Raw genomic sequence first — 13,422 nt, 5'->3', positions numbered from 1 at the left:
GGAAAAGTGCGACAAGTGCAGATAATAAGACAATTCTACAGCGCAGGTAAGTAGACCACAGGAGGGAAGAAAAGTGCTTATAGAGAATGCAAAGGGCGCATATATTTTTGTAAATATATGCGCCGGGTATTAATCAAACCACTAATAGATTCAGGCGTGTGCCTCGGTATAGACGCTACGCTGCGGCTGACGAATAGTGGTAGAAAGCGCCAGCGAGATGATTAACAGCGCAAAGATAACGCAGAAGGTGACATAGAAACCGCCAAACAGCGAAGCGATAATCGAGCCACAAATACTGCCGATACCAAAACCAAGGTAGATAACACCGTAGTTTTTCGCCAGGTTATTCAACCCGAAAAACTCGCTGACCAGTGATGGGAACACGGTGATAGTGCCACCAAAGTTGAAGGCAACACAGGCAATTGCGGTAAAGAAGGTTATGTCATTCAGCGGCGCGAACAGCAGTGCGGCCATACCCACCAGCGAAACGACCTGACCAATAGTGATAACGCGAATACGGGAGATTTTATCGGACAGAATACCCAGAACCAGACGACCAGACAGGTTAGCGATAGAAATCACGGTCACCGCGTTTGCCGCCGTTGCCACATCCATATGTGCCAGGCTTTGTGCGATATCTTTTGCCACGCCAATTACGTACAGCCCGCTCATACACGCCGTCAGAAACATCACGGCCAGCATCCAGTACTGCGGTTTACGCATGGACTGCGCCAACGTGTAGTCGTTCTCCATTACGCCATTTTTGGCCTTCACTTCCTGATTCGGCGCATCTTTCATCAGCGTGGAGCCAAAGACGATCATCACCAGCACAATCGCGCCCCAAATCATGAAAGTTTTTTCCAGACCCACGGTGCTCAAAAGTTGGCTGTCGATAAATTTAAAACCGAGGCTGCCAAGGCCATAAGAACCGATGGCGAACGCAGAAATCAGTCCCTTACGCTCCGGGAACCATTTTACGCAGTTGGAAAGTGTTAACAGATAGCCCGCACCATCCGCCAGACCAACCAGCACGCCGGCGCTCAACCACAGCATAATCAGGCTGTCAGAATGGGCGGTTAAGAAGAAGCCAACGCCGAGTAAAATACCGGACGCCATGGTGACGCGCTTCACGCCAAAACGTTCCTGCAACTTCCCGGCGACGGAAGAGGAAATCGCCAGCCCAAGGCTCAGCAAACCAAAGGAAAATGCTACCTGGCTCACTGGCGCATCAAGCTTAGAAGAGAGCGCACCGTTAAACAGGCTCCAGGTATAAACAGAACCTAAGGCAAATTGAGTAATGATGGTGCCGATCAGTGTCAGCCAGCGGGTACGCTGATAATCAGAAGTTTTCATGGCAGTCTTCCTGCATAAACAAAATGGGAAATTCTCTGCCAACAACCATACCGAAGCGCTTTTATAGCCAGGGGAAAATGGCATGAAATGCCGCCAGGATGGAATGAACTGCCTGGAATGCGGAATGAATGACGAGACAAAAAGTCCGGTTACTGAATTTTATCGCATGAGTTAGTACACACTATCGCTGAGATGCGTATAATTGTTGATATCAACATGTAATCAAGATGTTTATTTGATGATTTTTTCGCGTTAAAATTTGGCGCTTACTCCCATGGTGTACATATAGTCGCTGTTGTTGGCACTATTTTCCGCCTGCGAGAGCGCCGCGTAAGCCGCCATGTGCGGGTTCAACAGCATATCCGCACCCACAGTAACATCCACCCAGTTACCGTCCTGACCCACCGCCGTCATGCGGCTGAGGCCCGACTGCGCTTTCCAGATATTTTCGCCAAACTGCTGGTTATAGCTGATTTGCGCCCACGGTCGCACATCGCCGAACTGCGAATTGACGCGCCAGCCTAACGTGCTGACGCTGGCATGCCACAGCGGATCGGTCTGCGTTACCGACGTCGCACTATCGCCAAATTCATTATAAGTAGAGGTGGTCGAACCGTCATAATGCAGTGCCGCAACCGGACCGGTCGTAACTTGCCTTGAGAGCGGGAAGTTCCAGCCCATACTCATGCCGCTGGTTGCATCCATTGGCGTATCATCGACCAGATTCACCACGGGACCCGCCACGTTTTGAGTGGAGCGAATACGTTCTTCCAAAATATCGTTATAACGCGGTTGGTGATCGCTGTCCCATGTATAACGTTCAGCCGTATGTCCTGACATTGCATCAACGATATATTCTTGTTGCCAGCCATATGCTGTATTGATGGACAGCGCACAAACTACGACGCTCGCCAGAGTTAACCTCTGACGACCACTACTGTTTCTTATAAGCATCAACGCGACTCCAGAAAAGAGCCGAATTCGGCGATATTATTGTCATTGTGTGAAGTATTTGGGCCTGAAGGCCTTATATTAAATATTGTCTTTTTAGCTGGCGCGTCAAGGCGGGCCGAATGAAATTTTTACGCCAGTAAAAACAGCGAGGAAGAATATGCAGCGTTGCGGATGGGTCAGTCAGGATCCACTTTACATTGCCTACCACGACAAGGAATGGGGCGTCCCGGAAACCGATGGCAAAAAGCTGTTCGAAATGATCTGCCTCGAAGGCCAGCAGGCAGGGCTATCGTGGATTACCGTACTGAAGAAACGGGAAAACTATCGCCACGCCTTTCACCATTTTGACCCGGAAAAAGTGGCGGCCATGACTGAAGAGGACGTGGAAAGGCTGGTACTGGATGCCGGCATAATTCGCCATCGCGGAAAAATTCAGGCCATTATTGGCAACGCGCGCGCTTACCAAACGATGACGCAAGACGGAGAGTCATTTAGCGAGTTCGTCTGGTCATTTGTTGATCACCAACCGCAAGTGACCCGCGCCGCCAACCTGAGCGATATTCCCACCTCAACGCCTGCGTCAGATGCGCTATCTAAGGCGTTAAAAAAACGCGGGTTTAAGTTTGTCGGCACCACCATCTGTTACTCCTTTATGCAGGCGTGCGGACTGGTCAACGACCATGTCACCAGCTGCATCTGTTACCCGGGAGAACAACATGATTCGTGAATCAAAGGCTGATGATCTACCGTCAATTCTGGCGCTGTGGATGGAAAGCACGATCCATGCTCATCCGTTTATCGAAGAACGTTACTGGCGCGAAAGTGAATCCATCGTGCGGGATGTTTACCTGCCCGCCGCACAAACCTGGGTGTGGGAAGAAGAAGGTGCGCTCAAAGGTTTTGTCAGCGTCATTGACGACCGCTTCCTCGGCGCCCTGTTTGTCGCACCTACCGCCATCAGAAGCGGGATCGGCAAAGCGCTGGTACACCATGTGCAGCAGCGCTTTTCGTTACTCAGCCTCGAGGTGTACCAGAAGAATCAGTCAGCGGTGAACTTCTACCATGCGCTCGGTTTTCGCATTGAAGACGGCGCATGGCAGGAGGAGACTCACCATCCTACGTGGATTATGGGCTGGCAGGCGGATCAAACGCAGTAAGCGCCAGGTTCGGTCCGCTGTATTTTTCGAGCCACACCAGCGCAGTGTTGCCCGCGCAGCCATTCCCCAGCTTCGAGCTGGGGAGATCTTTGGTCAGCACGTTGACGGCGCCATTTTTACAAATACCGTCAGCTGTCGGCTCCAAATCAGGCCAGGCACCTTCATGAATACAGATGACGCCAGGTTTGATGCCTTCCGTCACCACGGCCCCCGCCAGAACGTGTCCACGTTGATTCCACACCCTGACTGTGTCGCCATCCGCAATGCCGCGCGCGTTGGCATCCTGCGGATGAATCGTTACCGGCTCACGATCCGCTACTGCATACTGCTCACGCAACGCGCTGTAGTTAAGCTGGCTGTGCAAACGGTGCGCCGGATGCGCGGAAAGCAGCTGTAACTGATCCGGCTCGGCGTTACCGAACCATTCATCCGGCTCCAGCCACATCGGGTGGCCCGCACAATCCGCATAGCCGTAACCGGCAATCTTCGCGGAGTAGATTTCAATTTTGCCGCTGTCCGTTTTCAGCGGATGCGCCTGCGGGTCGCGGCGAAAATCCGCGAAACGGATAAACTGCGCGCTGGTGGCGTTTTCCGGCATTTCAATCAGCGCATTTTGCTGCCAAAACAAGGAGAATGGCGGCAACGTCACCTGCTGGCTGGCCCCACGCTGCCCGGCAATATTGTAAAACGTCTCCAGCCATTCCAGCTCGCTTTTGCCTTCGGTGAATCGCTCATAACCGCCCTCTTCCCAGCGTTCACTCAGTTCGGCAAAAACATCATAATCATTTCGCGCTTCATACTGCGGCGGGACGACCTGCTTCATCGGCACCAGGTGCTGGTTGCTGTAATCGCCAGTCATGGTCAAATCATTGCGCTCAAAAGAAGTGGTCGCTGGCAGCACGATATCGGCATGCTTCGCTGCGGCGGTCCAGAAACATTCCGAGATAACCACCAGCTCCGGTTTTTGCCAGGCGCGAATCAGACGGTTGGTATCCTGATGATGCGTGAAGTTGGCACCGCCCGCCCACCACAGCATCCGGATATCCGGGAAATGGCGATCCATACCGTTATGCTGGTAAAAACCACCCGGGTTTTCCAGCGCTTCGACTATCCGCGCCACCGGGATTTTATCCACTGCATCGGTGCCGCCTTTAACGCTGCCCTGCATTGAAGCCAGCACCGCAGCACGGCGCGTCGGGTTCCCGCCATTGGCAAAATGGTACGATAGACCAAAACCACCGCCTGGCGTCCCAATCTGCCCAAGCATGGCGGCCAGGGTAACGATCATCCAGTGTTTCTGCTCGCCATACTGCTGACGCTGCATGCCCCATCCCGCCATCAGCATGGTAGTATTTTGATGAAATATCGCCGCGAGTTCACGTATTTTTGCTGCCGGAACACCACAAATTTTAGCCGCCCACTCCGCCGTTTTCGCAACATCGTCAGATTTACCCAGTAGATAATCCGAGAAAAAGTCATATCCCGTCGTACACCGGGCGAGAAAATCGACATCGTGCCAATCGTTTTCCACCAGCGTATGCGCGATGCCCAACATCAGCGCCACGTCGGTCCCCATATGCGGGGCAACCCATTCCATCTTATCGCCAAAGAATTCGACGCTTTCCGATCGCATCGGATCGATACAGATCAAACGTTTGCCGCTGTCCCGCAAAGCCTCAAAGTAAGTAAGACCCTGTTCGTCGGAGGCATTCCAGGCGATCTTCAGGGTATTCAGCGGATTAGCGCTCCATAACACCACCACCTCGCTGTTCTCCAATACCACAGGCCAGCTGGTTTGCTGCTGGTAAACTTCGTTACCGCCCACCACGTAAGGCATGATGGCCTGCGCAGCCCCCGTCGAATAATCCCCCAGATGCCCGGTATAACCGCCTGCCAGCGCCATATAACGCTGTAGCAGAGTTGCCGCTTTGTGTAACACGCCGTTAGAGCGCCAGCCATAGGAACCGGCAAAAATCGAGGCCGGGCCGTAGCTGTCACGGATACGTTTATGCTGCGTATGGATAAGATTCAGTGCCTCGTCCCAACTGATGCGAACAAATTCATCCTGCCCGCGCACGCCCTGCGGATCCTCCGGCGAGGCGAGAAAGCCTTTACGCACCATTGGAAAACGTACCCGCGTTTTACTGTGCACCTGGTCATGCACCACGGTTTGCAAAGAGTTGGGATGGGAAGTGGGCAGCGCGCCACGCGAGGAGAAAACCGTCTCTCCATCGGTTTCGACGAGAACAGGTCCCCAGTGGGCGGCGGTTAACACCGAGTAATGTGCGGGTGAATTAGCCAAGATGGCGCTCCTGAATGCGATGTAACGGATTATTTATTATGCCGTTCAATGTTACTTACAAATTTCAGAGTCTTCCCTGGAATTTTCTTCATGTTCACACGTCATAATCAACCGCCACGGTCGCTGTGGCAAAGAAGAAAAAGTCATTAAGGAATTAAGATGAAGAAACGTGTTTTTGTTATTGCTGCCATCGTGAGCGGCGCCCTGGCGGTTTCTGGCTGCACAACAAACCCTTACACCGGCGAACGTGAAGCGGGTAAATCCGGCATTGGCGCGGGTATTGGTTCTCTGGTCGGCGCGGGCATTGGCGCACTCTCTTCTTCGAAGAAAGATCGCGGCAAAGGCGCACTAATTGGCGCGGCGGCGGGTGCGGCCGTTGGCGGCGGTGTCGGTTATTACATGGACGTGCAGGAAGCCAAACTGCGCGACAAAATGCAGGGAACGGGCGTCAGCGTGACGCGTAGTGGCGATAACATCATTCTGAATATGCCGAATAACGTCACCTTCGACAGCAGCAGCGCCAACCTGAAACCTGCTGGTGCCAACACCCTGACCGGCGTGGCAATGGTACTGAAAGAGTACAATAAAACCGCCGTCAACGTGCTGGGCTTCACCGACAGCACTGGCAGCCAGGATCTGAATATGCGTCTGTCGCAGCAACGCGCGGACTCCGTGGCCAGCGCCCTGATCACTCAAGGAGTTGCAGCTAACCGTATCCGCACTCAGGGTATGGGTCCGTCAAATCCGATCGCCAGCAACAGCACGGCGGAAGGTAAAGCGCAGAACCGTCGCGTAGAGATTACCTTAAGCCCTCTCCAGTAACGTTTTGTGCCGGATACTGGCAGTGCCCAATCCGGCATGTAGCACTTGCCATCGTTGATTTTCGCGTTAAGGTGTTCACACCAAAGTCAGGGAAATCAGCGATGAGCAAATCAACAAGGGCAACCATCAGCGATGTGGCGAAAGCCGCAAAAACCGGCAAGACCAGCATTTCACGCTATCTCAACGGTGAAAAGCACCTGCTTTCCGACGCGCTATTGGCCCGCATTGAACAAGCTATTGCCGATCTCGATTATCGTCCCAGCCTGATGGCAAGAGGCCTTAAACACGGTCGTACCCGTCTGATTGGCCTGATCATCGCCGATATTACTAATCCCTACTCCGTCAACGTGCTAAGCGGTATTGAAGCCGCCTGTCGCGATAAAGGCTTTACTCCACTGGTGTGCAACACCAACAACGAAGTGGATCAGGAGTTGCATTATCTCGACCTGCTGCGCAGTTACCAGGTCGAAGGGATTGTGGTCAACGCCGTAGGGATGCGCGAAGAAGGGCTAAACCGCCTGCAGCAGTCTGCTCTGCCAATGGTGCTGATTGATCGCAAAATTCCGGATTTCGCCTGTGATATGGTCGGGCTGGATAACACCCAGGCGGCAACGGTTGCCACGGAACATCTGGTTGAGCAAGGTTTTGAAGCCATTTTGTTCCTCAGCGAACCGCTGGGCATGGTGAATACCCGCCGCGAGCGCCTGAGCGCTTTTCGCGCCACCCTCGCACAGTACCCCGGCGTTATCGCGCAAAATGCCGAAGTCCCACTAACGGACAATACACAACTGGATGACACACTGCGCCAGTTTCACCAGCAGCATCGGGGAATGCGCAAAGCCGTTATCTCAGCCAACGGCGCCCTCACGCTGCAGGTTGCCCGCGCCCTGAAGCGCATTGGCCTTAACTGGGGCAGCGATATCGGCCTACTCGGTTTTGACGAACTGGAATGGGCCGAACTGGCGGGCGTTGGTATTACCACGTTGAAACAACCCACATGGCAGATTGGCTACACCGCCGTTGAGCAGGTTGTACGCCGGATAGATGGCGGCTCTGCTGCCATTCAGGAACAGGTCTTCTCCGGCGAACTGATCGTTCGCGGCTCTACCGCCCGTTAAATTTCCTTCGTGATGGTGATCATAAATTCGACATCATAAGCTTTTCTTTGGAACCGGTTCCATCTAGCGTTATAGCAAGAACGCTAGTCTGGAGTTTCCATGAAAAGAAAAATTATGGTGGTCACTGCCGCCTACGGCCACGACCAGGTACGGATCGCAGGCGGGCAAACGGCAATGTTGCCTATTATTGCCGAAGCCGGTGCTGACGGCGTCGAAATTCGCCGCGAGTTGCTGACCGATGCCGAGCTGCACACGCTGTCCACGATGGCCTCTGCTATCGAAATTTTCGGCCTGCTGGCCTGTTACTCAGCCCCTGAGCCACTGTTCCTTAAGGACGGTAGCCTCAATCCCCGACTTCCTGCACTACTTGAAGAAGCACAGGCCCTGCAGGCGCTGTGGCTAAAACTCTCCCTCGGCCATTTCTCCCATACCGAACAGTTCAACGTTTTACGTGAATGGCTGGATAACAGCGGAATGGAACTGGTTGTCGAAAACGATCAGACAACCTGCGGACGCCTGCAGCCGATGCAGCGCTTTAACCAGGCCTGCCAGACGCAGAATCTGCCGATATCTCTGACCTTCGATATGGGCAACTGGCTGTGGGTGGGCGACTCCCCGGAACTGGCGGCGCAGAAACTGGCGTCAACCGTTGGGTATATCCATGTCAAAGCCGCAGTGACGCATCGCGATAGCTATCGTGCCGTGCCGCCTGATGCAGCCGATCCGCGCTGGCTGGCGCTGTTGAAAACGCTGCCCGGCGATGTCCCGCGCGGCATTGAGTTTCCCCTGGAAGGGCTGGATTTGACGGCGGTTACCCGCCATTACGTCGAGCTGTTACGCAAGGAGTAACGCATGAAAAATTCACTGGATGTGGTAACGATTGGTGAAGCGATGGCGATGTTTGTCGCCACGCAAACCGGCGAACTGGCAGATGTGGAGCTTTTTATCAAGCGCGTTGCTGGCGCTGAACTCAATGTGGCGACCGGTCTTGCCCGACTGGGGCTGAAGGTCGGTTGGGTAAGCCGCGTTGGCAACGACAGTTTTGGCCGTTTTATCGTTAAGTCGCTGGAAAAAGAAGGGATTGATGCGCAGGGAGTCACCCGGGATGGCCGTTACGCTACCGGCTTTCAGCTTAAATCTAAGGTCGAAAATGGAACCGATCCCATTGTGGAATACTTCCGCAAAGGTTCTGCTGCCAGCCACCTCAGCATTGAGGATTATCACGAAGCTTACTTCGCCAGCGCACGCCACCTGCACCTGAGCGGCGTAGCGGCTGCGCTTTCTGCCAGCTCTTATGAACTGTTAGCCCATACCGCCCGGACACTGAAAGCGCAAGGGAAGAGCATCTCGTTCGACCCGAATTTACGCCCAGTGCTGTGGAAAAGCGAAGCTGAAATGGTGGAAAAACTGAACCGTTTGGCGTTCCAGGCTGACTGGGTTTTACCTGGGTTAAAAGAGGGCATTATTCTAACCGGTCAGCAGACGCCTGAAGCCATCGCCGACTTTTATCTGCGCCATGGGGTGAAGGCCGTGATTATCAAAACCGGGGCTGATGGTGCCTGGTACAAAACCGCCAGCGGCGAACAAGGCTGCGTCGCACCGGTAAAAGTCGACAACGTAGTCGATACGGTCGGCGCAGGCGATGGCTTTGCCGTTGGCGTTATCAGTGCCCTGCTGGAAGGGCGTTCGCTGCATCAGGCGGTGACTCGTGGCAATAAAATTGGCGCACTGGCCATTCAGGTTCAGGGCGACAGCGAAGGATTACCCACACGTGAACAATTAGGGGAATAAATTCCCGACCAACTCTGTCTCTGTACCCTACATTCAGAGGCGGCGTATCAGCATAACCAGAGGGCAGTCTATGAATAGCTCAACCAATGCAGCAAAACGCTGGTGGTACATCATGCCAATCGTGTTTATCACGTACAGCCTGGCGTACCTTGACCGCGCGAACTTCAGCTTCGCCTCCGCCGCCGGTATCAATGAAGATCTCGGCATTACTAAAGGGATCTCTTCCCTACTGGGCGCGCTGTTTTTCCTCGGCTATTTCTTCTTTCAGATCCCAGGCGCAATTTACGCCGAACGCCGCAGCGTGCGAAAACTGATTTTTATCTGTCTAATTCTCTGGGGCGCATGCGCATCGTTAACCGGCATGGTCAGCAATATTCCAATGCTTGCCGCCATCCGCTTTATTCTTGGTGTCGTTGAAGCCGCGGTCATGCCCGCAATGCTGATTTATATCAGTAACTGGTTTACGAAGTCCGAGCGTTCGCGTGCTAATACCTTTCTGATCCTCGGTAACCCAGTCACCGTCCTGTGGATGTCTGTGGTTTCCGGATATTTGATTCAGGCGCTGGGCTGGCGGGAAATGTTCATCATCGAGGGATTCCCGGCCATCATCTGGGCATTCTGCTGGTGGGTACTGGTAAAAGACAAACCGTCTCAGGTCGGCTGGCTGTCAGAGTCTGAAAAAGCCGCCCTTCAGGCACAGCTGGAAAAAGAGCAGCAAGGCATCAAAGCTGTGCGTAACTATAGCGAAGCCTTCCGCTCACGTAACGTGATCCTGCTGTGCATGCAGTATTTCGCCTGGAGTATTGGGGTCTACGGTTTTGTTCTGTGGCTGCCGTCCATTATCCGCAACGGCGGCGCAAATCTGGGGATGGTTGAGGTTGGCTGGCTGTCATCCGTACCTTATCTGGCGGCGACGGCAGCAATGATCCTCGTCTCCTGGGCCTCCGATAAACTGCAAAATCGTAAGCTGTTTGTCTGGCCACTGTTACTGATAGCTGCTTTCGCTTTTATCGGCTCCTGGGCCGTGGGTGCAGACCACTTCTGGATTTCTTACACCCTACTGGTGATTGCGGGCGCGGCCATGTATGCCCCTTATGGTCCTTTCTTTGCCATCATTCCTGAAATGCTGCCGCGTAACGTTGCCGGGGGTGCAATGGCGCTGATTAACAGTATGGGCGCGCTAGGCTCATTCTTTGGTTCATGGTTTGTCGGCTACCTCAATGGCGCAACCGGCAGCCCGTCCGCGTCGTACATTTTTATGGGGGTAGCGCTTTTTGTCTCAGTGTGGCTAACTTTGATCGTTAAGCCTGCTAATAATCAACAGCTACCTATTGGCGCACGCCACGCTTAAATTTTAACTTACGGAGATTCGCATGAAACCGTCCATTATTCTCTATAAAGCGTTACCTGACGATTTACTGCATCGCCTGGAAGAGCATTTTACTGTGACACGTGTGCCTAACCTGCGCCCGGAAACCGTCGCACAGCACGCCGAAGCTTTTGCCAATGCGGAAGGTCTGCTGGGCTCCAGTGAAGCCGTCAATACCGCTCTACTGGAGAAAATGCCGAAACTGCGTGCGACCTCCACGATTTCCGTCGGCTATGACAACTTCGACGTCGAAGCTCTTAACACCCGTAAGGTGCTGCTGATGCACACGCCAACCGTACTGACGGAAACCGTCGCTGATACGGTGATGGCGCTGGTGTTAAGCACCGCTCGCCGCGTGGTGGAAGTGGCTGAACGGGTGAAAATTGGTGAATGGACCAAAAGTATCGGGCCGGACTGGTTTGGTACGGATGTGCACCACAAAACGCTGGGGATTGTTGGCATGGGCCGTATTGGGCTAGCGCTGGCGCAACGGGCGCATTTCGGCTTTAGCATGCCGATTCTCTATAACGCCCGCCGCCATCATCAGGAAGCGGAAGAGCGCTTCAACGCGCGCTACTGCGATCTTGATACGCTGTTGCAGGAGTCCGATTTTGTCTGCCTGATCCTGCCGTTAACCGAAGAAACGCATCATCTGTTTAGTCGCGAACAATTTGCCAAAATGAAGTCTTCCGCCATTTTCATAAACGCCGGACGCGGGCCGGTGGTCGATGAAAAAGCGTTGATTGCTGCCCTGCAAAACGGGGAAATTCATGCTGCTGGCCTGGATGTGTTTGAGCAGGAGCCATTACCGGCAGACTCACCGCTGCTGTCGTTGCCAAACGTGGTTGCCGTGCCGCACATTGGCTCAGCCACGCACGAAACACGCTATAACATGGCGGCCTGTGCGGTGGATAACTTAATCGATGCGCTGCAAGGACGCGTTGAGAAGAACTGCGTGAACCCGCAAGTCACGCGATAAACAAAAGGCCGGGTAGCACTTACGCTCACCCGGCCTTCCATATCTTACAGCTCTTACAGCGGCTTAATTACTGAGCGGCATTCACCGCAGCAGTCCAGGCCTGGTTAAATGCCTGATGTTGAGAAGCCAACGGGCCAATCAGCGTGTTGTACTGACTTGCCTGCTGCGACGTTGGGAACTGGATACCGTTGGCGACAAAGCTCACCTGCGTATCCTGCTGCGCCACAAAATCACCAACCTGCACTAACTGCTGCGTGAAGATTTGCGCGGCAGGGATCAGCGGCTGTAACGCCTCTGCAGGTACAGTGACAACTTTATTGTAAACCTGGTCAAAGACCGGTTTCAGATCCTCGCCCTGCTTCAGTGCGCCATGCGCAGCATCCGCCTGCAGTTTCGCATTCTGCAACTGTTGCCCTAACACGCCCAGCGCACCATTTGCCTGACGCAGCGGTTCACGCTGAGTCACATAATCCTGAGGAACACGAATCGCATTCACGCTATCAACCACCGGGCGCAGACCGGAGTCCATCGCCTGATTAACCTGCTGCGAATAGCCATACAGAATCGCGTAATCGGACACAAACGGGCCAAACTGTTTTTTCTGATCTGCGGTCAGCGTTGGTAAACGCTCTCCACTACGCATTGCAGTATTCTGCAGAAAATCGATAAACGCTTTGCGCTGATCGCCTTCTTTATCAAAACACCCACTCAGGCCAACTACCATTAAGAGCGCCAAAACAGGCGCAAACCAGCGAGAGCAGGACTTACCTGTCGCCATTTTAATACTCCTTTCACCCAAAAATGCGCACAACGACACCCGCGTGCCTGACGTTGACAAGGATAGTCCAGGTCAGCCCCGCAAGATACCCTTTCCGCGTAATCTTGTGGGGGAAAATAACCGTTCTGGCCATCCTGCGTTTTGCGAAACAATGCGCCATTCACTGCGCGTCATCATATTTTAGTCATCTTTACAATCGGGGTCGATCGTTCGAGATCCCGACCTTTATCAGTTTGTTAGCCTGCGAAAGATTGTTACCCACTACCTGCTGAAACGAATCCACCTCTCAAACCCCAAATCCGACTTCATTTTTTGCGACTACTCTTAATGAGCTTCGAGAAAATTCACGATCCCGCTGTGTGATTTATAGGAGTTCTCAATGGAATACAAAGATCCTATGTTTGAACTGCTAAGCAGTCTGGAGCAGATTGTTTTTAAAGATGTATCGCAGACCGTCGCTCTGACGCAAAAAACCAACCCTTTCACTGAATTTGAACAGCTACGACGAGGGACAGGTTTAAAAACAGACGATTTTGCCCGGGCAATGGGCGTGACAGTCGCGATGGTTCACGAATGGGAGTCTAAACGCGTTAAGCCTTCCAGTACCGAATTGAAGCTGATGCGTCTGATTCAGGCAGACCCGAGATTAAGTAAGCAATTGATGGATTGAACTATTTTTTAATTTTACTTCATAACGGTCCTGAAAAAGGGCCGTTCCCTTAAGAAGGTTATCCACAAAAAAGAAAATAGTAGTTGCATCCACATGCGTAAAATGAGTTAATGCCCTCAACGGTTTGAC

Annotated in this window: 13 protein-coding genes; 9 read left to right on the top strand and 4 right to left on the bottom strand. The window is 53.2% G+C overall.

The features are described from left to right. Positions 1 to 150 precede the first annotated feature (150 nt). A complete protein-coding gene (locus OGY15_RS12020) occupies positions 151 to 1,353 on the bottom strand; it encodes an L-lactate MFS transporter (protein WP_151216929.1) in 1,203 nt (400 codons plus the stop codon). Positions 1,354 to 1,605: 252 nt separating this feature from the next. Further along, a complete protein-coding gene (locus tag OGY15_RS12015; RefSeq protein WP_151223981.1) occupies positions 1,606 to 2,307 on the bottom strand; it encodes an autotransporter outer membrane beta-barrel domain-containing protein in 702 nt (233 codons plus the stop codon). A 157-nt stretch (positions 2,308 to 2,464) separates the two neighbouring features. Between OGY15_RS12015 and tag the strand changes: the two genes are divergently transcribed. Beyond that, positions 2,465 to 3,034: a DNA-3-methyladenine glycosylase I gene (gene tag, locus OGY15_RS12010; protein WP_151216931.1), complete on the top strand. Its 570-nt coding sequence runs from the start codon at positions 2,465 to 2,467 to the stop codon at positions 3,032 to 3,034. Continuing rightward, entirely contained in the window at positions 3,024 to 3,464 is a 441-nt protein-coding gene (locus tag OGY15_RS12005; RefSeq protein WP_151216932.1) for an N-acetyltransferase, read from the top strand. Before tag ends, OGY15_RS12005 begins: the two co-directional genes overlap by 11 nt. On the opposite strand, the gene OGY15_RS12000 is transcribed toward OGY15_RS12005, so the two are convergent. After that, entirely contained in the window at positions 3,433 to 5,766 is a 2,334-nt protein-coding gene (locus OGY15_RS12000) for a molybdopterin guanine dinucleotide-containing S/N-oxide reductase (RefSeq protein WP_286539323.1), read from the bottom strand. The genes OGY15_RS12005 and OGY15_RS12000 overlap by 32 nt on opposite strands. A 159-nt stretch (positions 5,767 to 5,925) precedes the next feature. On the opposite strand from OGY15_RS12000, the gene OGY15_RS11995 reads away from it, so the two are divergent. The 6 genes from OGY15_RS11995 to ghrB all read left to right on the top strand — a co-directional run bounded on the left by OGY15_RS11995 (position 5,926) and on the right by ghrB (position 11,845). After that, positions 5,926 to 6,588 (top strand): OmpA family lipoprotein, encoded by a 663-nt coding sequence (locus OGY15_RS11995; RefSeq protein WP_151216934.1) that lies wholly within the window; start codon positions 5,926 to 5,928, stop codon positions 6,586 to 6,588. Positions 6,589 to 6,689: 101 nt separating this feature from the next. Continuing rightward, positions 6,690 to 7,706 carry a LacI family DNA-binding transcriptional regulator gene (locus OGY15_RS11990; protein WP_005133828.1) on the top strand — a complete coding sequence of 339 codons (1,017 nt, stop codon included), beginning with the start codon at positions 6,690 to 6,692 and terminating at the stop codon, positions 7,704 to 7,706. Positions 7,707 to 7,805: 99 nt separating this feature from the next. Next, the gene (locus OGY15_RS11985; protein WP_286539319.1) at positions 7,806 to 8,555 is read left to right on the top strand and encodes a sugar phosphate isomerase/epimerase family protein; all 750 of its coding nucleotides are present in this window, start codon (positions 7,806 to 7,808) and stop codon (positions 8,553 to 8,555) included. Positions 8,556 to 8,558: 3 nt separating this feature from the next. Beyond that, on the top strand, positions 8,559 to 9,497 hold the full coding sequence (locus OGY15_RS11980; RefSeq protein ID WP_286539316.1) for a sugar kinase: 939 nt from the start codon (positions 8,559 to 8,561) through the stop codon (positions 9,495 to 9,497). Positions 9,498 to 9,567: 70 nt separating this feature from the next. Beyond that, positions 9,568 to 10,848, top strand: coding sequence for an MFS transporter (locus OGY15_RS11975; RefSeq protein WP_151216936.1), 1,281 nt, complete (start codon positions 9,568 to 9,570; stop codon positions 10,846 to 10,848). A gap of 22 nt (positions 10,849 to 10,870) precedes the next feature. After that, positions 10,871 to 11,845, top strand: coding sequence for a glyoxylate/hydroxypyruvate reductase GhrB (ghrB, locus tag OGY15_RS11970; protein WP_151223985.1), 975 nt, complete (start codon positions 10,871 to 10,873; stop codon positions 11,843 to 11,845). Between the two features lie 67 nt (positions 11,846 to 11,912). On the opposite strand, the gene OGY15_RS11965 is transcribed toward ghrB, so the two are convergent. Then, a complete protein-coding gene (locus OGY15_RS11965; protein WP_003837709.1) occupies positions 11,913 to 12,623 on the bottom strand; it encodes a DUF3053 domain-containing protein in 711 nt (236 codons plus the stop codon). A gap of 379 nt (positions 12,624 to 13,002) precedes the next feature. On the opposite strand from OGY15_RS11965, the gene OGY15_RS11960 reads away from it, so the two are divergent. Then, a complete protein-coding gene (locus tag OGY15_RS11960) occupies positions 13,003 to 13,293 on the top strand; it encodes an HTH-type transcriptional regulator (protein ID WP_151216938.1) in 291 nt (96 codons plus the stop codon). The last annotated feature ends 129 nt before the right edge of the window (positions 13,294 to 13,422 follow it).

Origin of the sequence: Citrobacter sp. Cu231, assembly GCF_030332265.1 — a bacterium.
GTDB classification, from domain to species: domain Bacteria; phylum Pseudomonadota; class Gammaproteobacteria; order Enterobacterales; family Enterobacteriaceae; genus Citrobacter; species Citrobacter meridianamericanus.
The sequence above is the reverse complement of the archived record's forward strand: the minus strand, read 5'-3'. Positions and strand labels throughout refer to the sequence as shown.